This window comes from Spirosoma jeollabukense (assembly GCF_054777855.1).
Map to the genome: position 1 here is coordinate 460,484 of NZ_BAAHAD010000004.1, position 22,051 is coordinate 482,534.

The 22,051-nt window shown below is 50.4% G+C and carries 16 protein-coding genes; 6 read left to right on the top strand and 10 right to left on the bottom strand.

Annotated features, from left to right (window positions below):
- The first annotated feature begins 127 nt into the window (after positions 1 to 127).
- The gene (locus ACYVEA_RS18740) at positions 128 to 1,174 is read left to right on the top strand and encodes an SDR family NAD(P)-dependent oxidoreductase (RefSeq protein WP_461114961.1); all 1,047 of its coding nucleotides are present in this window, start codon (positions 128 to 130) and stop codon (positions 1,172 to 1,174) included.
- 113 nt (positions 1,175 to 1,287) lie between these two features.
- Here the strand turns inward: ACYVEA_RS18740 and ACYVEA_RS18745 are convergent, their stop codons facing one another.
- Positions 1,288 to 1,533: a hypothetical protein gene (locus tag ACYVEA_RS18745; RefSeq protein ID WP_461114962.1), complete on the bottom strand. Its 246-nt coding sequence runs from the start codon at positions 1,531 to 1,533 to the stop codon at positions 1,288 to 1,290.
- Between the two features lie 516 nt (positions 1,534 to 2,049).
- On the opposite strand from ACYVEA_RS18745, the gene ACYVEA_RS18750 reads away from it, so the two are divergent.
- From ACYVEA_RS18750 to ACYVEA_RS18760, 3 genes are all read left to right on the top strand, one after another.
- Positions 2,050 to 2,454: a PadR family transcriptional regulator gene (locus tag ACYVEA_RS18750; protein WP_093831556.1), complete on the top strand. Its 405-nt coding sequence runs from the start codon at positions 2,050 to 2,052 to the stop codon at positions 2,452 to 2,454.
- Between the two features lie 21 nt (positions 2,455 to 2,475).
- The gene (locus ACYVEA_RS18755) at positions 2,476 to 4,977 is read left to right on the top strand and encodes a PspC domain-containing protein (protein ID WP_461114963.1); all 2,502 of its coding nucleotides are present in this window, start codon (positions 2,476 to 2,478) and stop codon (positions 4,975 to 4,977) included.
- A gap of 139 nt (positions 4,978 to 5,116) precedes the next feature.
- Complete coding sequence (locus ACYVEA_RS18760; RefSeq protein ID WP_461114964.1) at positions 5,117 to 6,262, top strand: hypothetical protein; 1,146 nt, start codon at positions 5,117 to 5,119, stop codon at positions 6,260 to 6,262.
- Between the two features lie 114 nt (positions 6,263 to 6,376).
- On the opposite strand, the gene ACYVEA_RS18765 is transcribed toward ACYVEA_RS18760, so the two are convergent.
- The 3 genes from ACYVEA_RS18765 to ACYVEA_RS18775 form a co-directional block, all read right to left on the bottom strand.
- Positions 6,377 to 7,447 carry an AI-2E family transporter gene (locus ACYVEA_RS18765; RefSeq protein ID WP_461114965.1) on the bottom strand — a complete coding sequence of 357 codons (1,071 nt, stop codon included), beginning with the start codon at positions 7,445 to 7,447 and terminating at the stop codon, positions 6,377 to 6,379.
- 75 nt (positions 7,448 to 7,522) lie between these two features.
- Positions 7,523 to 8,905: an L-serine ammonia-lyase gene (locus ACYVEA_RS18770; protein WP_461114966.1), complete on the bottom strand. Its 1,383-nt coding sequence runs from the start codon at positions 8,903 to 8,905 to the stop codon at positions 7,523 to 7,525.
- A 115-nt stretch (positions 8,906 to 9,020) separates the two neighbouring features.
- Entirely contained in the window at positions 9,021 to 9,776 is a 756-nt protein-coding gene (locus tag ACYVEA_RS18775) for an oxygenase MpaB family protein (protein ID WP_461114967.1), read from the bottom strand.
- Between the two features lie 508 nt (positions 9,777 to 10,284).
- Here ACYVEA_RS18775 and ACYVEA_RS18780 point away from each other — a divergent pair.
- Both ACYVEA_RS18780 and ACYVEA_RS18785 read left to right on the top strand, forming a co-directional pair.
- Positions 10,285 to 13,491 carry a SusC/RagA family TonB-linked outer membrane protein gene (locus ACYVEA_RS18780; protein ID WP_461114968.1) on the top strand — a complete coding sequence of 1,069 codons (3,207 nt, stop codon included), beginning with the start codon at positions 10,285 to 10,287 and terminating at the stop codon, positions 13,489 to 13,491.
- A 14-nt stretch (positions 13,492 to 13,505) separates the two neighbouring features.
- Positions 13,506 to 14,984 carry a RagB/SusD family nutrient uptake outer membrane protein gene (locus ACYVEA_RS18785; protein WP_461114969.1) on the top strand — a complete coding sequence of 493 codons (1,479 nt, stop codon included), beginning with the start codon at positions 13,506 to 13,508 and terminating at the stop codon, positions 14,982 to 14,984.
- A 79-nt stretch (positions 14,985 to 15,063) separates the two neighbouring features.
- Here the strand turns inward: ACYVEA_RS18785 and ACYVEA_RS18790 are convergent, their stop codons facing one another.
- The 6 genes from ACYVEA_RS18790 to ACYVEA_RS18815 form a co-directional block, all read right to left on the bottom strand.
- Positions 15,064 to 15,618 (bottom strand): pyridoxamine 5'-phosphate oxidase family protein, encoded by a 555-nt coding sequence (locus ACYVEA_RS18790; protein WP_461114970.1) that lies wholly within the window; start codon positions 15,616 to 15,618, stop codon positions 15,064 to 15,066.
- Between the two features lie 103 nt (positions 15,619 to 15,721).
- The gene (locus tag ACYVEA_RS18795; protein ID WP_461114971.1) at positions 15,722 to 17,188 is read right to left on the bottom strand and encodes a phytoene desaturase family protein; all 1,467 of its coding nucleotides are present in this window, start codon (positions 17,186 to 17,188) and stop codon (positions 15,722 to 15,724) included.
- On the bottom strand, positions 17,179 to 18,438 hold the full coding sequence (soxC, locus tag ACYVEA_RS18800) for a sulfite dehydrogenase (RefSeq protein WP_461114972.1): 1,260 nt from the start codon (positions 18,436 to 18,438) through the stop codon (positions 17,179 to 17,181). Before soxC ends, ACYVEA_RS18795 begins: the two co-directional genes overlap by 10 nt.
- Positions 18,439 to 18,440: 2 nt before the next feature.
- On the bottom strand, positions 18,441 to 19,037 hold the full coding sequence (locus tag ACYVEA_RS18805) for a c-type cytochrome (RefSeq protein WP_461114973.1): 597 nt from the start codon (positions 19,035 to 19,037) through the stop codon (positions 18,441 to 18,443).
- A 253-nt stretch (positions 19,038 to 19,290) separates the two neighbouring features.
- Positions 19,291 to 20,172, bottom strand: coding sequence for a DUF1684 domain-containing protein (locus ACYVEA_RS18810; protein ID WP_461114974.1), 882 nt, complete (start codon positions 20,170 to 20,172; stop codon positions 19,291 to 19,293).
- A gap of 150 nt (positions 20,173 to 20,322) precedes the next feature.
- Positions 20,323 to 22,032: a tetratricopeptide repeat protein gene (locus ACYVEA_RS18815; protein WP_461114975.1), complete on the bottom strand. Its 1,710-nt coding sequence runs from the start codon at positions 22,030 to 22,032 to the stop codon at positions 20,323 to 20,325.
- Between the last annotated feature and the right edge of the window lie 19 nt (positions 22,033 to 22,051).

Consider the following 22,051-nt stretch of genomic DNA (forward strand, 5'->3'; position numbering starts at 1 on the left):
TGAACACAGAGTGGTCTGCCATTGCGGTACAGAGAACACAAAGAAATAAATAGGTGCTTTTTATCATTTTAATCTCTGTGCTCTCTGTGCCTCTGTGTTCAAATACTTTTTAACAAACAACTCAACGATGGAAACCCAGAACAACGAAAAAACTGTCCTGATTACGGGCGCATCGAGTGGCATCGGTCGCGAGCTAACCCGGCTTTTCGCCAAAGAAGGCTACAATTTAGTGCTGGTTGGGCGCGACGAAGAAAGCCTACAGCAATTAGCCAGCAATTTCTATAATCAATACGGCACCCAGACAACCGTTATCAACAAAGATCTGGCCGACCCAAAAGCGCCCGAAGAGATCTACGGGGAAACCAGCGGAAAGGGCCAGCAGATTGATATTCTGGTCAATGATGCGGGATTTGGCGAATATGGCCTGTTTGCTACCGAAACCGATTTGCAGAAAGAATTGAGTGTCGTGCAGGTCAATGCCGTAGCGCTGATGCATCTGACCAAGCTGTATCTGAAAGACATGGTGGCTCGCAATAACGGCAAAATTCTGATGCTCGGTTCCGAAGTATCGGTCGTCCCCAACCCGATGATGGCCGTCTACGGAGCGACAAAGGCATTTATCAAATCGTTCTCTGAAGCTATTCGGAATGAGTTGACAGGCACCAATGTAACAGTAACCGTGCTGATGCCCGGTGCGACCAACACCAATTTCTTTAAGGCAGCGGGCGCTGAAAATATTAAAGGAGCCGATCCGCAGAAAACGGCCAGCCCCGCCGATGTGGCGAAAGAAGGATACGAAGCCCTCATGAGCGGAAAAGATCACGTAGTGGCCGGTTGGATGAACAAGGCACGGGTGGCGCTGGGCCATATACTACCCGATCCCTTGCTGGCCGCTCAAACCCGCAAAGACATGACGCCCAAAGAAGAAGCCGAACAGCAACAGAAGCAAACAACAGCGATTGCCGTTGCCGTGGGTATAGCCGTGCTTGGCGGTATATGGCTGTTTTCGCGTAGTCAGCGCTCGTATGTACCAAGTACGTACGATAAAATGAAATATCGATACAAAGCGAATAAAGCGGGCCGGACGGCGAAAAACGCGTTAGACAACGTAGCGGATTCCGTTAAAGGGTCGTACAAGCGTGCCAAAGACACCGTTGACGATGTATTGGCCTAAGCGCCTGCCTGCTACGTATTGATTTTGGTTAAAAAGCGAAACCACTGATTCCGAATCAGTGGTTTCGCTTTTTACCTATAGATGGTGAGCAGGAAACTTTTAGTAAACAGCCATTAGATATTAGGGGTGGGCGTGATAGTGAACGCATACCGCTGACAATAAGGATGAATCAGGGTGTCGACCTGGTTGCGATGAACCGTTTGGAAGGGGATGACGCACACGAACATCGGCTCCTTAGTTTGCGTATCTTTTCCTGGATGATGAATGAAATTAGGTTTGCTACCCACTTTAGCCTGAGAAAAGTCACGGCTAATTTGATCGGCTAGCGATTCGGGTAGCGCTACAGTTAGTGTTGGCATAGCTTTTGGTTGTAAACTTGAGAAAATTGGTCTATCGCATATTTGAGTTGTATACTAGTTGTGGTACGTTAAAAGTAGCTTTCCATGTAGTAAAATAAGAAAGAGTGCTTACCGAATGCCACAGCTTTTACGTAAGATTCTAATCTATACGATAAATTAAAGCGCTATAATACATATATATTATAAAATACGCAAATTTTGCCTGTAGGGTGAGCTTAATAAAAGGTATTTCACAGTAAAGGCGTGGTTGTTTAGCGCTAGTTAGTCAAAGAAATTAAGTCACAGATAGTCTCCCTTTTCTTTGCTTCCAGCCTGCAAGTCTGGTAGTGAATTCTGTTGCTCAGACTGCCTTAGACAATGTTTGATAAGCTCCTATATCTAATACTAGCATACTGCCATTCACCCCTGATTTTTACCGTTGATACAGTCTGCAAAAAGATAATAGCAAAGTACCTTGCATCACATAGTACCTTATGCTACCTTTGATGTAAGAAATTAACGAAATCCTATACACCAATGAATATTGAAAATGCTCAGGTGCAAATGCGGAAGGGAATCCTGGAGTTCTGCATCCTGCACATCATATCGAGGGGCGAAATTTATGCCTCCGATATGCTTGAAGAGCTGACCTCCGCCCGAATCATGGTTGTAGAGGGTACCTTGTACCCGCTGCTAACCCGGTTGAAAAATGCTGGTCTGCTCGATTACAAATGGGTCGAGTCAACCTCTGGGCCACCACGAAAATATTACCTCCTGACCGACCTCGGCCGTACTTCATTAGAGTCGCTAAATGAAACCTGGCAGGAGCTTGCCGAATCGGTTACCTCCATTATTGAGAAGGTTGAACTGCACAAGAAAATTGCTAATGGGGCAACACCTGTTTCATTGCCACCTACCCCAAATCCTTCTGCCAACGCTTAACCTAATCTCTTCTACATCGCCATGAAAAAGACCATCAGCATTAACATTAGTGGCGTCATCTTCCATATCGAAGAGGACGGCTACGACAAGCTTAGAAATTATCTGACAACGGTACAGCAGTACTTTTCCACCTACGAAGACAGTCAGGAAATTGTAACGGATATTGAAAACCGTATTGCCGAGAAACTGCTTGCCAAACTCAAGTCGGCCGACAAACAGGTTGTTTCCCTTGAGGACGTCAATGAACTTACCGCAGCCATGGGTACGGTAGCCGACTTCGAAGCCGTAGAGGAAGAAGAGGTGCTGGTTACCAACGGTGGCCGTAATTCGGCGCCGGGCATTGGGCAGGCGGCTAAAGCTAAAACAGGCCCTGGTACGACAGAAAACCCTCTGCCCCAGGCCCCAGGCCCCGAGCCTTTTCCACGCCGACTGGTGCGTGACCTGCGCCGGAAAACCCTCGGGGGCGTTTGTGCGGGTCTGGCTCACTATTTCAACATGGACGTAGTGTGGGTCCGGCTGATTTTTCTGGTGCTGTTCCTGGCGCTGCCGCCATTGGGTCATGAGTTTGGAGCAGGCGTGTCTGGGTTTACCTTTATACTCTACATTGCCATGTGGATTGCACTGCCTGGCACCATGGGTATTGAAGAAGATAAAACCGTTAAAAAATTCTTCCGGAATCCCGAAGACAAAGTGCTTGGGGGCGTTGCCTCGGGTATTGCGGCCTACTTTGGCGTCGATACGGGCATCATCCGGTTGTTGTTTGTGCTGGGTATAGTCTTTTTCGGGGTGGGTTTCCTCCTCTACATTGTACTCTGGATGATTGCGCCACAGGCCAATACGCTCACGGAGAAAATGGAAATGCAGGGGCAGCCCATTACGTTGACTAACATTGAAAACAGCATCAAACAGAATCTGAACATCAATGAAACGGCCAACAATGAAAGTACGCTGACCCGGGTTTTGCTGTTTCCCTTTCGTGCGATTGCTACCATTATTGGCGGGCTGGGCCGTGCGCTGGGACCGCTGCTGAATGGCGTCGTGGCATTAATTCGGGTGTTTGCCGGTGTGCTGATGTTAGTGGTGGCCTTTGCCTTAATGGTTGCGTGCTTAGCGGTTCTGGGGGCTTTCATTGGACTTGATGGCATTCAGATGGGCAACTTGCCCATCGACATGATCCGCAATGATGTTACGTTTCCAATGGTTCTGGCTGCATTCCTGACGGGTATAATTCCGGCATTCGGTCTGGCTATTTTAGGCGTCATGCTCATTATGGGACGTAGTGTGCTGAGTGGCCGTACCGCGCTGACCCTGGCAGGTGTGTGGCTTGTGAGTCTGGTTATTTTTGCCGGAACCGTTACTCCATTGATTAGTAGCTTCCAACGGCGCGGAACGGTAGAAGAAACGAAGGTGCTGAACGTGGCCGCAGCCATTCCCACCTTCGCCATGAGCGATGTGGAAAATGACGATAATTGGCGTCCATCTATTGATGTGAAAGGATACGACGGTACGTCCATAAATCTTGTCCAATCGTTCCGGGCGCAGGGCAGCACCCGTGCCGAAGCACAAGCCAACGCCCGCCAGATCAAGTATGTGTATACGGTGAAAGACTCGACGGTGAGCTTCGATGAAACGCTGGAATTAGCCCCCAAAGCTCGTTTCCGGGCGCAGGACCTGGATATGGAGCTGATGATTCCCTACGAAAAACCGTTCCGCATGACCCGGGAATTTGCTCGCTTCATCCGTAATGAGTTTGGCGAAAAAGAGTTTGATCGCATGGGCGAAAGTGTCTGGAAATTCACCAAACAGGATGGCCTGGTTTGTATCAACTTCCCCCGGGAAAAAGATCGGGATGATAATGATGAAGACAACGACGTGACCGACATTACCGACGATGTTCAGGATGCCGTAGCCAACGAACTGGGTGACGACTTCGACCATATTGGTTCGCATACCCGTCAGTTTAATGTTACGTCCTTCTCGAAAGTAGATATTTCGGGTGCATTTGTGGTACGTTTCCGCAAGGGCGATTCGTATAAAGTGGTTGCCGATGGCCGTGAAGACGACATGAGTGACATGGACGTTCGGGTCAATGGCAATATGCTCGAAGTGAAAATTGATCGTAAAGGAGGGCTGTTCAACTGGGGCAATCGCAAACGCGTCGGGCTGACCATTACGGTGCCTGGTATCGATGAACTTAAATTGTCAGGAGCCTCGAAAGCCAGCCTGGTTGGTTTTGGCAACTACAAGAAGCTGGACATCGACATGAGTGGTGCCTGCCGCACGGTGTTCGATGGGTCCGTAGAAAAGCTCTCGCTCGACTTATCGGGTGCGTCGAATGCCGTACTACGTGGACACGTAGATGAACTGGAAGCTGACCTGGGCGGTGCCAGCAAAATTGAAGCAACCGGGCTGAGCGTAGACAAAGCGTCGGTTGATGCCAGCGGTGCCAGCCATGCCAACTTCGGTCATGTTGGATCACTGGATTCCGAAACCTCCGGTGCCAGCAAAGTGACACGTCAGTAAATAAATTAATGATGAAGTATAAATGATGAATAATTTTCAACAAGATCCATTCATCATTTATACTTCATCATTCCACAATACGTTCCCCACCATGTTTCGCCTACCTCAAGTAGTAACAGTATTCCTCTTTCTCTTAACCGTGTCTACAGGGTTCGCGCAGCAGCCCGATACGTTGTGGACGCGCTTACTCAACGAAAATACATCTTCATTAAGGCCTGTCTCCAATGGTTTTGTGGGAAAAGGATGGGAACTGATTCAGGCGGGTGTACAGCAAAATCAATACGTATTGATTGGCGAAGATCATTTTATGGCCGAGATACCCTATTTTACAGAACAGGTGTTGAAAACCAGTACGTTCAATACGTTTGCCCTTGAAGTAGACCCTTATATCGCGCAGATTCTGAACCAGAAACTAGCGCAGAAAGATACCACTTCGCTAATGAAGTGGGTTTCCCAGACCGGGGCAGCTCTTTCGTTTTATGGACTTCGGGAAGAATTTCAGATGTTACAGGCCGCAAACCGAACCCACACTACGTTTATTGGGCTCGACCAGATTGCGATGATATCTGATCCACTGCTGTATGAGGAGCTTTCCCGTACGGCCACCCGAGACAGTTCGCGCAAGCAGTATGCCGCTATGGCAGAGCGAGCCAGAGCAGCCGCCGACAAGTTTACGTCGGATATGAGCCAGCCCACCTACATGCAAAGTGCTACGTTTGATCAGGACGTAGCGGAGCTGGAAAAAGGGCCGTTGTCGGCTCATGAGAAAGAGATACTGGACGCCATAAAACTGTCGGCTCGTATCTATAAAACCCAAAGCCATGCCCTGCGGGTACAACTCATGAAACATCAACTCATGATGGGCTATGAGTCGGCAATTAAAAACAAGAAGGTACTCGTCAAAATGGGGGCCATGCATTGCGCCCGTGGGGAGAGCTACTTACGCGGATACGACTGTGGAAACCTGCTCAGCAACCTGGCCGATAGCGAGTATAAAACCTCGTTTCACATCGCTATTTTTGGAAAGGATGGCGTACAGGGAAGCCCCTTCAAAAGTTTACCCGCTCAAAAACTTGATCCGTATAACGGCGATCTGAAGTTTATAAAGCCTTTTTTCGATGCCACACCCAAAGAGGAGTGGGCCGTATTCAACTTACTCCCGATACGGAAAGCGTTACAAAGCCAGAAGCTTAAAATTGACGACATCGATCTGCGCCGGACCATCCTGGGGTACGATGTACTTGTCATTTTTCCAACGGCGCATCCGTCGCATTCCATAAATTGAGGACTAGCCTCCGTAATTCAGCCTTAAGCTCATTACTCTCGAGCTTAAGGCTGAATTTTAGTATGTTACATGCGACAAATTGTTTGCCGTCAAGAGAATCACCACAAAAGTTGATTACTTTTTGCTCTGTTCGGCGGCTACTTCAACCTGTTCCTGGGCTATGGCGACTTCCTTTTCCTGCTTCTTGTTTTCGCGTTCGAATACGTCGATCAGTACAATGAAATAGGATAGGAGCAACGGGCCGACGACCAACCCCAGTATGCCGAATATCGGTACGCCTAGCACAATGCCCGCCAACGTAACGAGCGGGTGAATGTCGCCCATACGTTTGGCCAGCATGATACGTAGCAGATTGTCGATGTTGATGATAACAATAACACCGACCAGCAAAATGCCAACACCCTGACCCGTATTGCCCTGCGAAAGTTGAATCAGCCCGGCGGGTCCCCAGACCAGGGGCGTTCCCAACACTGGAATGAAGGCCATAAAGAACGCTACGGTACCCCAAAAGAGAGCATCGGGTACCCCAAAAATCCAGAGTGTCGCTCCCGTTAATATACCTTGTACTAAACTGACCAATGCTTGCCCCAGTACGTTGGCATTGACGTTATTTTTGAGGGATTCACCCAGTTCTTTTTGGGTGTCCCGCTTGAAAGGCAGGTATTTCTGTAACCCCTTTTGAAAACTTTCCTGCTGCACGAACATGAAATACAGCGTGAAGAACATCAGGCCGAGTATGACGATAAAGTCCAGTGCGCCCCCCGCTATTGATGGAAGAATCCGGCTGGCATAGGTGCCGCCCTGGCGCAGAACAGTCTGAATATTTTGCTGGCTGGTAATCTTGTAGCCGGTGAGCTCTTCGGCTTTCTTGACCAGATTCAGGATGTCTTCGGTATGCTGGCTATAATATTGAATTCGGTCGATGAGCAACAGGCTCAGCGTCAGGAACGGCATAATGATAACAACGACCGAGAAAATAATCAGGAGCGTTGTAACGAGGGATCGATTCCAGTTTCGCTTAATGGCCAGTGCCGTAAACCAGGGTCGGAAGACAACGTAGAGAATACCCGCCCCCAGAAACGCCGATATGTAGCCACTTAATCCAAATAAAATAAAACCCGCAATAATGATCAGGCTCGCAATGAGCAGAATCCGTTGTTGCTGGGGTGTGTAAATATTAGTCATAATTCAGTGCTAAATCACGGTAAGTCGTGACGTTCAATTAAAAACGGATTAATAGCACTGAATTGTTTAGAATACTTAACATTCGGTGGCGCTGAGAGCCAGTCCTGCTTCGGAAGTTTCCTTGTACTTGGTCGACATATCGCGGCCGGTGGCTTTCATCACTTTGATGACAGCATCGAGCGAAATCTTCTGGAACGAAGCCGCTCCTGATGTTGCCAGCAGATAGGCATTATAGGCTTTCACAGCGCCCATAGCGTTTCGTTCGATGCAGGGGATTTGAACGTAACCGCCAATGGGATCGCAGGTCATGCCGAGGTGGTGCTCAATACCAATTTCGGCAGCCGCTTCAATCGGGCCAATGTCGCTAACGTTCTGCGCACAGCGCGTTAAAAAAGCAGCTCCCATGGCCGAGGCCGTGCCCACTTCACCCATGCAACCCATTTCGGCCCCCGAAATACTGGCGTTATGTTTCACTAAAAAACCAATAGCCGCAGCTGCCAGCATACCCGAACGTAGCGTTGCCTTGTCGTAGTGAAAATGATGTTTGGCTAAATACGTCAATCCTGGGATGACGCCCGATGCGCCCGAGGTTGGTGCCGTTACGACAATGCCACCCGCTGCGTTTTCTTCCGAAGCGGCTAAACAGTAGGCATTCAGGAAAATCAGGAAACTGTCAGAGGACTGGCTCATGCCTTTGGCCTGCTGAAACAGAATCGGCGCTTTTCGGCTGAGTTTAATGGAGCCCGGCAGGATGCCCTTATGCTTGAGTCCGCGCCGGACGGCTTTGTGCATAAAATCTAAGATCTGGTCGAGCCGCTGATTGACTTCGGCGCGACTTCGGTTGGTCAATGCCATTTCGTTGGCCATCAATAACTCATCCAGCGAAATATTATTGAGTTTAAGATGGGCTTTCAACTCGGTCATCGACCCATACGGATAAGGCACCGACAGACTTCCGGGAACGACTTCCGGTTCACCTTTCCGAATAATGAACCCACCCCCCACAGAATAGTACTCTTCCGAATACAGTGTCTGTTCACCAAATGCGAGACGTAGCACCATCGTGTTGTGGTAAGGCGAATTATACCGGACCCGCTCAAAATGAATATGGTGTGGGCCAACGTTAATGGTTCGTTCGCCTACCGGGACGGGATAAAGCACCGACGGATCGCGCAATAAGTTCAGCATCGCGTCGGGGTCCGTCGTTTCGGGTTGCCAGCCAATCAGTCCGGCTATTACCGCCCGATCGGTGCCGTGGCCTTTGCCTGTTGCACTCAATGAGCCATATAGATGGCTGTGAATGGCATCGGCTTGTTGTTGCACGTCAACAGGCAAACCTGCCAGCCGTTGCCGAAAGTCGAAGGCCGCTTTCATCGGTCCGATCGTATGCGAACTCGATGGCCCCGGCCCAACTTTAAACAGGTCAAATACGGATGTGGTAATGGGGGAGGAAGTCATGTTGATGAAAGCGTTTTAGGTTTACAATATTCGGTTTTTGGTAGGCGGACGCAAGAGATTATAACGCCGTTCTGCCGGTCCGCCTGCCAAAAACTGAATACCGTAAACCGATAATTTATCGGTCTAGGCTCCGAATCTGAGCAAGATACTCAGTTGGTAGCAGGATCCGCTGCACGACCGATCGTAACCCCAGTCGGTTAAAGGTAGAATACAGGCCAAGGGTATAAACCAGTGGTGTTTTCCGGGGTAAACCCAATAGCTGACTCACCTTTTCCGGGACTAATATCGACTGTACCTGCCGGAGCAGATCATACCGCCAGCCACCCAATTGCTCCCGATAGCGCTGAAAGAGCTTATCTGTAAATTCACTACGTACTAAATCCCGGTTCAGGTGCGCTTCTCGATCAACTTTCCAGTCCGCATAGGTATTCGGCAGACCAGGCACGTGCATGCCTGCCCCCACTTCCCGGAAGGTACTGAATAACTCGTCCCGCTCGGGATCGGTAAGGGGGCGGTGCAGCGTTTCGTAGGCTCGTTCCGAGTAGTCGATCAGCATGTAGAGCACGTCGCGGTAGGCCCAATCAGGAATCTGGTAGCCTCGTTTTTGCTCTACACCCCCATGAATGGCGCCCATGCGGGCAATCGTTTGACGCGCCTTTTCGTCCGTGGCGAACACGATCTCCTGGGCATAACGGACGGTCGAAAACAACCGGGCAATCGGGTCGGCGGGCAATTTGCCCGTATAAAACAGCCAGTCGACGGCCCGGTTCAAGGCGAACTCAGCTGCCGATCCGGCAAACACTAGCAGAATTACATCGGCATCGCCCCAAATCTGGCGGACGATAGAGCCGGGTTTAACAAAGAAAGTCATTGGCGATTGCTGGCACGAGCCGTTGCCGCACGGGTGACCCCGTCGTGCCTTTTTAGATAGCCTGCATTCGCTGGCGTGTGTGATTCAACTATCCAGTGCGCCAGTCATTGCACAACAATAAGACAACGAATTGAACCAGTCAGTTCTTTCGAAGAGTATGTTTTTAATCGCTTAGCCGACCGCTCAAGAGTATCGGCAATGAGCTGGCAGCTTGCTGAGGAAATTCTGAATAAATCCGTTGTTCGCTGCATCTGGTGAGGACGTAAGGTATTGGGATGAATAGCCTAAGTCCTTGGGAATATTATAAAATATTGATTAATCAAGAATAAGTTGAACGGATAATAATGAGTAAATATACATTTAAAAGATTTTGGCAAACTTAATAAAGGCAATATTTATAGTAGGTAGATGGATATTTTTGGAGATAATATATTGACTTTGTCGATAATGTAATAATTTTACGGCCTTAATTAAAAATTGATTAAAGGCACTTTATCAGAAACACTTCATGAGAAAAATTTTATTCAACAGTTGGTTACTGACTATGCTGTTTTGTTTGCCTGTGCTGGCACAGGATGTGGCGGTGAGTGGCCGTGTTACGTCGTCAGAAGATGCCGCCGGATTGCCGGGTGTAAGTGTCCAGCTTAAAGGGACAACTCGTGGCACCACCACCGACGCTGATGGTAACTATCGTATTAGTGTGCCAGCCAGTGGTCATCTGGTATTTAGCTTTATCGGGTTTGCGTCGCAGGATATTGCCGTTGGTAATAAGTCGTCTATTTCTGTAAGCCTGGTGCCCGACGCAGCTAATCTGGATGAGGTGATTGTCACGACGTTTGGTACGGCCAAACGGACGTCGTTCACCGGTTCGGCGGGTACGCTCTCGCCCGAACAGATTCTAAAACGTCCGGTCAGCAACCTGGGTCAGGCGCTATCGGGCGCCATATCGGGTGTTCAGACAACGGCCGGTACGGGGCAACCTGGCGCGGCTCCGGATATTCGAATCCGGGGGTTCGGGTCAATTTCTTCAGGGAACGATCCGTTGTATGTGGTTGATGGAATTCCCTACTCGGGTAATATCTCCAACATAAGCCCCTCCGACATTGAAAGTGTCTCTGTTCTGAAAGATGCGGCTTCAACGGCGTTGTATGGCTCCCGAGCTGCGAACGGCGTGGTTGTCGTCACGACAAAGAAAGGGCAGAAAGACCGCAGCACCATTAATGTTCGCTATACAAAAGGGTTGAGCACGCGCGGTTTGCCAGAATATGACCGCGTGGGCGTAGGTGAATATTACCCGCTGATGTGGGAAATGTATCGGAACAGCATTGCGTACCGGGCCACCAATCCGGTGGCGTTGGCAACGGCTAATGCGGATGCTACCGCCCGGTTGATCAGCCTGGTAGGTTATAATGCCTATAACGTACCGGACAACCAGGTCGTCGACGTGAATGGACAGATGAATCCGAATGCTCAGTTAAGATTTTCGCCCGAGTCGCTGGACTGGGAGAAACCGATCATGCGGCAGGGCAACCGGGATGAACTGAACGTAAGCTTTGCAGGCGGACAGAACAAGTCCGATTATTTTCTGTCCCTGTCGTATCTGAACGATAAAGGGTATCTCATTCGCTCCGATTTCGAACGTATCACGGGCCGACTAAATATCAATTCGCAGTTGAAACCCTGGTTTAAAGCGGGGGCCAATCTAGCCTTAACCTTAAACAAGTCGAATCAGGCCGATGCGGGTGGTACAGGAGGAAGCACTACGTTCGTTAACCCCTTCTTTTTCTCGCGTAACATCGGGCCGATTTATCCGGTCTACGCCTACGATCCGGCCAACCCAAGTCAGTTTCTGACCTTGCCTAACGGCGACAGACGTTGGGATTACGGTAACCTGACGTCTTTAGGACTGCCCGCCCGCCCTCAGTTCGGTGGACGCCATTCGGTGGCCGAAACGGTGCTGAATCAGAATTACCTCCGACGCAATGTGGTTAGTGCCCGTGGCTACGCAGAGGTTTCGTTCCTGAAGGATTTTAAATTCACCGCGAATATTGGTACTGACCTTACGACCATTAATACGTATACCTACGGAAACCCTGAAATTGGTGATGGTGCTCCGGCTGGTCGTGCTACGCATGAATTTCAAAATATCAATAGTTACAACCTCAACCAGTTGCTGAACTACAACAAGTCGTTTGGTAAGAACAACTTTGATGTGTTGCTGGGTCATGAAAACTTCCAGGTGGGCGACAACAACCTGACGGGTTCCCGTTCGCAACAAATTGTGGATGGTAACTACGAACTGGTTAACTTCACCACCACCACAAACCTGTCTTCGGTCGCTTTCCAGCGCCGGGTAGAAGGGTATTTTGCCCGAGTAAATTACGATTACGATCAGAAATACTTTCTTTCGGGCTCGGTTCGGCGGGATGGCTCCAGTAAATTTTTTCAGGACGTACGTTGGGGGAATTTCTATTCGCTCAGTGGGGCCTGGCGCTTAGACCAGGAGGAGTTTCTGCGGTCAATTCCTACGATCAATGCGCTGAAACTGCGGGCTTCGTATGGTCAGACCGGGAACGATGGCGGTGGTAATACCGGCCAGGATGCGCAGGACAACACGATTAGCTACTACGCCTGGCAGGCACTTTACGGCCTGGGTTCCTGGAACAATGCATCGGAAGCTGGAATTTTGCAAACGAGCCTGGGTAACCGAAATCTGGCCTGGGAGTCGAGCAATGCGTTTGACGTAGCGCTTGAGTTCAGCCTGTTTAAAGGCCGTGTATCGGGTACGGTTGAGTACTTCGATCGCCGGTCCTCTAACCTGATTTTCGCTGTTCCCCTGCCGTTGTCAGATGGTATATCGACTGTTACCCGGAATATTGGAACGATGTACAACCGGGGTGTCGAGGTTGAACTGGGTATCGAGCCGATCCGTACGAAGGACTTCACCTGGCGTCTTGATCTGAATGCAACCAAGATCAAGAATAACATCACGAAGATGCCGGACGAGAATCCTGAAATCATCCCTTCTAACGACGGTACCAAGAAACTGGCAGTTGGCCGATCCATCTACGATTACTGGCTGCGGGAGTTCAGAGGAGTTAATCCCGCCAACGGTGAGGTTGAATACCGGGCAGCTAGTTATATCGCCACGAACTCCCGCATCACCGAAGCGGGCGATACGCTTACAAATAATGTCAACAACGCTCGTTACCACTACAATGGAAGCTCCGTGCCAGCTATGTCAGGTGGCTTCACCAATACGTTCCGCTACAAAGGACTGTCGCTTTCGGCGCTATTTGTATACCAGCTAGGCGGAAAAACGTATGACGCAGCCTATGCCGCCCTGATGAGTTCGGGTGGATATGGTAGCGCTAAATCGACGGACATTCTAAGACGGTGGCGGAACCCCGGTGACATCACGGATGTGCCCCGTATGGATGCCGCCCGTACTTCCGACTTTGATGCCCAGTCGGACCGATGGCTGATTGACGCCAGCTACATGAACCTTCGTTCGGTAACGCTTTCGTATACGCTCCCCAACGTACTGGCGCGTAAATTATTCCTGGAGAATGCCCAGGTTTACGTCAGTGGTGAAAACCTCCTCATCCTGTCGGGTCGTAAGGGAATGAACGTACAACAACAATTCAATGGTGTAACCGGCAACGTATTCAGTCCTGCCAAGAGTCTGGTACTGGGTGTTTCGTTTACACTTTAAGCTTTAAAGAACTCATGAAAAAAAGATATTTGTCACTAGTAATGGCGCTGGGCCTGTTGGCAACGGCCTGTGAAAAAGAATACCTGGAAACGTCGCCTACCAACAATATTGATGCCGCAGCCGCCTTTTCGACCACTAAAAATGCGGCTGCGGCTATCAACGGCATCTACCGCGCGATGGTCGTACGGTATTTAAGTTCACAAGGGCATTTCGGGCATCCTGCCATGATGATCATTCTGGATGTTCTGGGTGAGGACTTGCAGATCAATAATACCTCTAATACCTGGCATCTTCCCGAAATACGCTGGCAGGCGCACCGGTCGGAGACAGCCGTAGGCGACCAGTTGGCTTATGAACTCTATTACCGACTGATCGGGAATGCCAACATTGCGATTGCTAATATTGATGCGGCCGCTGGTGCACAGTCGGAGCGGAACCAGGTCAAAGGTGAAGCGCTGGGGATTCGGGCTTTTTCGTACTTCAACCTGGTACAACTATACGGAAAACGCTATGATGCTGCGGCCAAGCCCAATAGCCAACTCGGGGTGCCGCTTGTCTTGACGCCGACAACCGAAGGGTTACCCCGGGCAACAGTTGAGGAGGTTTATACACAGATCAATAAGGACCTGGCTGATGCGGCTGCCCTTCTGACCTCGACCCGTAGCTATAAGTCGCACATTAACCTGGAAGTGATAAAAGGATTCCAGGCGCGGGTGGCGTTAACGCAGCAGAACTGGGCGGATGCCGCCAAATTTGCCGCCGATGCACGTAAGCCCTATACGCTCATGAGTGTAGCGCAGTATCAGGAAGGATTTTCGGATATCAGCAATCCCGAATGGATGTGGGGATTCGATCACGTTGAGGATCAGTCGGAGTTTTTTGGCGCTTATCACTCCTACATCTCCAGTAATTACAACTCGACAAACATTCGCGTCGATCCGAAACAGATTAACAGCGCACTTTATGATCAGATTCCGGCTACAGATGTGCGCTCGAAGATGTGGGTTAAAACGCCAACGACAACTAACTCTGTGGTACCGACAGGAGGCATTCGGGTTCCCTATATGAACCAGAAATTCCGGCTGCCGGGTACACCGTCGACCAGTGCCATGGGCGATATTCCTTACATGCGCGCTGCTGAAATGTACCTGATTGAAGCGGAAGCGCAGGCGCGTCAGGGAAATGCAACGGCCGCGGCCACGGTGTTGTTTGATCTGGTGAGCAAGCGTGACCCATCTTACAAACTGTCGACTAAAACGGGTACGGCGCTGATCGATGAGATTATGTTCAACCGGCGTGTCGAATTATGGGGCGAAGGCGTTCGGTTTACGGACCTGAAACGACTGAATCTACCTTTGAATCGAAATAATACTAACGCTAATCCTGCTGTAGTGGTCCTCTTCGACGTACCCGCTGGCGATAAACAGTGGGAGTTTTTGATTCCACGACGGGAGCTAAACGCAAATAAGGCAATCGTCCAGAATCCGCTGTAAGTCCCGACGATTAGTTTACCAGACGCGCTCGATGGAACATTCCGTCGAGCGCGTTTTTATTGGTACTGGCGTGCGTATTTTACGCCAGCAATCCCAGATTCGTTGGCAGCCCGTCGAGGCTAACCAGGTTCTTTTCCTCTATATAATCCACCAGTCCGTCTTCGCCTTTTTTCTCGGCCCAATCGAAGTGGACATCCCGCTCGCCAACGTAGTCGAAGAACGGTACGCCAAACCCGCAGGATGTCTGAACTAACGTAATGTCGGCCACGATAAGCTGTCGGGTACTGGGATAAATCGTAAAATGGGGTGCATGCATGGACCAGTCTTCGGTATTGGGCAGCACGGTATATCCTTTGCCATATAATCGCAGAATATTTGGTGCGCCCTCAAACGAGCAGAACATGAACGTGATGCGGCCGTTTTCAAGTGTATGTGCCGATGTTTCGTTGCCGCTGCTAATCAGGTCCATGTACGCCACTTTTGTCTCCGACAGCACCCGAAAACAATCGAGTCCTTTTGGCGATACATTGACGTGACCGTCTGCACGTAACGGCGCTGTGGCAACGAAAAAGATGTGCTGTTTTTCGATGAACGTTTTGTGCGCGGGTTTGATTGAATCGTGGAATTTGCCCATGAGGTTTGAGATTATGGGGCTAAAATACAGGGTTTATTCGTTCTGTGCCGTACCGAGGGGCTGCTCTGCCTACAAAAATAAAGAAGAGAGACATAACCCGGAATTAGCGCTCCATTAACTGTACTGGTACAGGCAAACCGAAGCCTTCGCGCAGGGCAACGCGGGCTGCGTGATAGCCGCACATGCCATGCACACCTCCACCCGGTGGGGTAGATGAGGAGCAGATAAAAATGCCCGGCGCCGAGGTTTTGTAGGGAGATAAGCCAACTACAGGGCGCGTATATAGCTGCCCGATGTCGATAATGCCGCCGTTGATATCGCCCCCAATATAGTTCGGATTATAGGCTTCCATCTGTGTCGTGTTCATCGTATGACGGTCTAGAATCCGATCACGGAAACCCGGCGCAAATCGTTCAACCTGCTGCTCAATAATTTCGGTTCTATCCAGTGTCGAGCCGTTTGGTACGTGGCAATAGGCCCAGGCCGTTTGCTTGCCTTCGGGTGCCCGGGTGGCGTCGAATAAACTCTGTTGGGCCAGCAAAATGTACGGACGATCCGGATGTTTGCCGTCGGATGTAGCCTGTTCGGCGTCGGCAATTTCCTCGAACGTACCGCCCACATGAACCGTACCCGCCTGTTGAGCTTCAGGCGCGGTGAACGGAATGGGCCCGTCTAACGCCCAGTCTATTTTAAAGACACCCATCCCGTATCGGTAGTTTTCTAACTGCTTACGATAAATGGTCGAAAACCGGTCTCCGGCAATGCTAAGCAATTGTTTCGGCGTAACATCGAACAGCACCACCCGCGTCGACGGAATATCTTGCATCGATTTTACCAACGTATTGGTTTCAATTTTTCCACCAATCGACCGGAAATAAGACGTTAGTGCATTGGCAATCGACTGTGATCCGCCTGTCGGAATCGGCCAGCTGTAGAGATGTCCGGCCGTCATGAGCACCAACGCAATAGCCGCTGTGGTCAGGTTGCTCAACGGCTGGATGGCGTGCGCGGCCATACCTCCCAGTAACCCCCGCGCTTCTTTTGTCCTGAATCGCTTCACGAGTTGAGTGGCAGGCAGCAGCGCATCCAGCCCAAAACTGGCCATGTTGATTGGATGCTTCGGGAAACGTAGTGGCCCCAGAATATCCAGTGCCATCGACGGCCAGTCGCGTACTATGGGCTCCAGCAGCTTTCGATATGTCTGTTCATCAATGCCCAATGATTGAGCCGTTTCCGTTACCGACCGACGTAGCGCAGCGGCTGTCCCACCGTCGAACGGATGAGCCGCTAATATCAGTGGTTCAATAAATTCCAGCCCATGTTCAGCGAGAGGTAAGGTCCGAAAAAAAGGCGAACCAACCGCCAACGGGTGAATGGCCGAACAAATGTCGTGCACAAAGCCGGGTTGTGTGAGTTCGGCGGAGCGGAGTCCACCGCCAATGGTATCCTTCGCTTCCAGCACCAATACCGACAAACCAGCGCGTTGCATGGTGATGGCCGCACTGAGACCGTTAGGCCCGGAGCCAACGATTACCGCATCGTAATCTTGTTTGCCTTTCGTTATTTCCATGTCTCAGGTCGGTGTAGCACGCGGCCGTCGCGTTTGATTTGCCAGGCCGTTATCGGGTTCAGATGATAGCCACCCATATCGGGGCCACGCGCTTCGAGCAACTGACCAATGGTGGGTTGAATGTAACCCGTTTCATCCGTAACGCGGCTCATAATTTCGGTTTCGTCACCTTGCCACTGCCATAAATAACGAAAAGCCGTGTGTGCTTTGTCTAAAATTGGGTCCTGTAACGTAGCAGAATGCCAGGTTTTGCCCGCATCGGTACTCACGTCAACCCGGCTCACTTTTCCGCGGCCACTCCAGGCCAGCCCCCGTATCTCGATCCAGCCCGGTTGCACGGGATTGGAATAGGCCGGGAACGTAATGATCGACCGGGCGTCGATGTCGAAACTGAACTGCCTGAACTTTCCGTCTTTGATCGGCTCGGTATATTTCGACGTTTCTTCGCGGGTCATGTAGGGTTGATCCGACAATTCGAGTCGCCGGAGCCATTTCACCGACGTATTCCCTTCCCAACCCGGCAAAAATAAACGGACCGGATAGCCCTGCTCGGGACGTAGTGCCTCGCCGTTTTGGGCATAGGCGATGATGGCGTCGTCCCAGCCTTTTTTGACCGGAACGCTACGTGTCATGACGGCTGCATCGCCCCCTTCGGCCAGAAACCAGGACGCGCCCGGTTTTACGCCCACCTCCCGGAACAGCGTCGACAGCTTAACGCCCGTCCATTCGCTCTGGCTGGTCAGGCCACAAATATCCTGCGGGCTAAGTGTTTCTTTTCCGGTTCGAAAATTTCCCGAACATTCCAGAAACGCAATCCGCGATACCGATGGAAAACGCTTTAAATCGGCCAGTTTGAACACCATTGGTTTCTCCACCATCCCATGAATAAGCAACTCGTGTCTGGCTGGATCGATGGTTGGGACGCCGTTGTGATGCCGCTCAAAATGCAGGTCGGATGGCGTCAATGTACCGTAGAGATCCTGGAGAGGTGTTCGGGAGGAAATATCGGACGGTTTCTTGACAACCTTTTCAAACAACGATCTTGTACCCCGTTCGCCGGGTGGAACGCCAGGTTGTTTACTTGGATCGTCGGCCAGAAAACTAGTTTCTGAAATGCCAATCTGCACGGCTTTCGCAAATGACGTTTGGACGACAGCCACTGCAGCGGTTGCGGCTCCACCCAACAACGTCCGGCGACTGAGTTTGCCCGATGTAGACGTATTATTCTCTTGATTGTCTGTTGCTTTCATCGTTACCGGATTTCGGGACCACCGCGCCGGTCGTCGGGGAGAAATAAATTTTTGGCAGGCATCACGACCTTTGGCAGCGTTTGCGCATTGATCACGGCTTTATCGTCGATAATACGATTGGCATTGAGCAGAAACGCAGTCAGGTTGTAGACTTCCTCGTTCGTGAGCGAGCCCGGCTGGTTGAACGGCATGGCCCGCCGGATGTAATCAAACACCGTAGTGGCGTAGGGCCAATAATTGCCAATCGTTTTTTCAGGCCGTTTCCCCTGGGCCGCTAGGGTCGTCACCAACGTACCACCGGGACCACCATTACCGTCTGTACCATGACAGGCCGCGCATTTCAGGGCAAAAATGGCTTTCCCCGCCACAACTGTGCCTGATCCGGTGGGTAGTCCTTTGCCATCGGGCCGTACGTCGATATCCAGCAGCGCAATGTCGGCCTGCGTCGCAGGCCGACCCAGACCAAAACTGGTGGGCCAGGGTAACGTATCAGCTCTGCTTATAGTTGATCGCTCCTGTCCATTCGCCCGGTAACCGCTATTAAGTGTTAGCAGTAAAAACGCGCTAACAAGACAAATGCCGTATCTCGATTTCTTCATTTGTTTGTTTCTGTATTGGTTTACGGCCCGCTAGGGCCACAACAGCGTAGCGTCGGTAGGAGAACCCCCATTTTTACCATCGTTTTGGCGTGCCGTAGGTACGCAACAATAACCTAGTTGCGTACCTACGGCACGCTAAGAATCATTTTAGCAACAAATTCTACCGACGCTATGCTGTTAAGGCCCTAATGGGCCAAAACAAACCTGCTGTGTGTGACTCAAATCCCAAATTCATATCATCATAAACACCCTCTTAATGATCGCCATACCGTTTTTCACCAGCGGCAATGACCACGGCCAGTTTATTCTCTTTGGGTGGTGTTGGGCACGTAGCATAAGGCGTAAAAGCACAGGGCGGATTTGTAGCTTTGTTAAAATCCAGATGCGTATATCCGTCAGCGTCTGGGCCGGGCGCATCCAGGAATCGGCCACCGCCATAGGTTTCGTGTTTGTTGGTCTGATCGGCGAAAACGAAATGCAGGTGCTCAACGGTGCCGGTAGCATCCAGGCTGTATTCCTTGCCATTCACGGTAAACAACAATCTGCCGGGAGAATCCTGCTCACTCACGCGCCCCGTGATGTCCGTAATTGCGATTTTTTTGCCAGCCGTCGGGACGAATTTAGCTTTAATCCGCCAGTCGGTGCTGATCGGATACGTCTCAATTCCCTTGAACTCTTTCAAATACGGGCTTTCCAGATCGCGCAGACGAATAGCATATTTATCGCCCCGCTGAATGACAAACCAGCGTAACGATTTATGTTTAAGCACGATCGGTTTCCCGGTATAGGGGAAAATATCGAGCTTCGTTACCGGTTTATCTCCTTCAAAAACCGGCGCTCCGGTACTGGTTTCCAAGGTGACTTTGCCCTTATTCAGAATGAATTTTCCTAGTTGGGCATCGCTGTGATCCGATGGAAACACAATACTATTTTTGTCACTACCTCCGAACGTATTGACCCCCTCATTCAGCCAGAACAGACCTGCCAGATTAAGCCAGCCGTCTTCTTTCTTCAAGGCTTCCACTCGTTTCTCATGCCAGCTTTTGATTTCCTCCTCATATCCACTGTCTGATTTAAAGGCCAGCACGGAGCTGAACAAAATGAGGAAGAACCAGTAGTTTGAGTGCATTTTCATGAGCTTATGTTTAACTAGTTGAAACGATTTTGTTTATTCACTAAAAGTTTTTGAACACAGAGCCACAGAGAACACAGAGGTTTATATAATTAGAAATCAGCTAGTTGAAACTCTGTGGTCTTTGTGCCTCTGTGTTTGATAAATTTTTTACTACAGAGGAAACAAGTCTTTATCTCCGTGTTGGGCTATCGCCATGACGCGGGTTGCGTAGTCATTAGCTTTGGTCAGATCACCTTTTTGTTTGTAGACTGTATACAGTCCCCAGTAAGCATTGGCCGAATTGGGATGTCGTTCCAGCAGGGCGTTATAGGCTGCAATTGCCTTATCATACTTTCCCGCTTTTAAATGGGCTTCGGCCAGGCTAATCAACGCCGGACGGGCATAGGTTGGGGGTTCACTATAGCCGAGTTCATCCTCCTTTTGCTTCGCTTTTTCTAGCAGGGCAATTGCTTCGGTGTACTTATTCTCGGCGCTTTTGATAACGCCCTGTAACTCCAGCGAGGCTACGTTTAAGTCGCTAATTCGTCGGGTCGAAATCACCTCGTCCGATGACAGCTGATTGCTGTTTCGCCAGAGGGACGCGTCGAGCGCATCGGCCTGTTTTTTAGCCTCTGCCAGCTTGTTTTTACGGACGGCGTCCATGCCGGAAGCGAAATAGAAAAGCCCCTCTTTGTAAGCCATCGCTTTTGTCGAGTACAGGCTGTCTTTGTCCAGTTGAATAGCCGCCAACCGAGCGGCCGCTTTGTCATAAAACCCGAAGCATAATTCCATTTTGGCGGGTGCAATGACACCCTGATAGAAAAACCGGCCTTCGTATTTCTGCTTCCGCTCTTTGGTGGCAGGCATGTTTTTCAACTTCTCGGCGTAGTATAACGCCGTCGCATACCGACCATCTTCGGCACAGTTGGAGAGCAGATAATTGATGTTGTGGATGTAGTTCCAGGCATCTACCTCCGGAATGTGCTGCTTCTTCATATAGGCCGAATCCACTGCCAGCGAGGCCCTAAAGGCGTCATAGGCTTTTTTGTAGTCGCCCACTTTGTAATAGATATGACCGGGCATATGAACCATGTGCCCCGACGCCGGGGCCAGCTTCGGTAGGAGTTCTGAACTTTTCAGCGCCTGTTCCGGGCAGCAGTTTTCCATCAAATGAATCCAGTAGTGATGCACAGCGGCATTAGTGGGATGGGTTTTCAGCAGATCACGTAGCAGATACTCGGCGTAGAGCTGACCGTCGCGCGGATTCATGCTGGCATCGTAACCGCTCATTTTGCTCAGGGCCAGAAACAGCTTGGCGTCGACATCTTCGGGGCATTTGTAAATGATCAGTTCAAGTTTTTTCTGGTAACCCGATTTCCCGTTTTCGCTATCGGCATCACGTAGTAAAATGCCTTCAGCGTACAGTTTTTCGTGGTCAGACGCTGTGTTTTTCAGGGCTTTTAATTTTCTGATCGCCAGTTTTTTGTCGGCCTCAAAATCGGTGCCTTCAATAGCCCCAATGGCACTGTATAACCCCCAATACGGCATGATTGCCGTTGAGTCGTGCCGGATGGCTTCTTTGAACGCGCGATACGCTTCGAAATCCCAGAAGCAATGCAAGAGTGATACCCCCTGGCTAAAGAAACGCTGTGTCTGCGGTGATGTCGTCTTGATTTGCAGCTCGGACGTACCGATTCCGGGGATTAATTCGGGGGAGGGCAGATTGTGCACGAAAACCGTTTCCTTTCGATAATCCTGGATATGGTTCAGGTGATCGTGGCTCTCGCCATCGTGCGCTTCGTGCTGGTGCTCCCCTTGCCGGACACGCTGCCCCAGGGCACTACAGGCGATCAGACAGAATACTAAAAGGTGAAGTTTCATAGTAGGAAGAATCTACAAA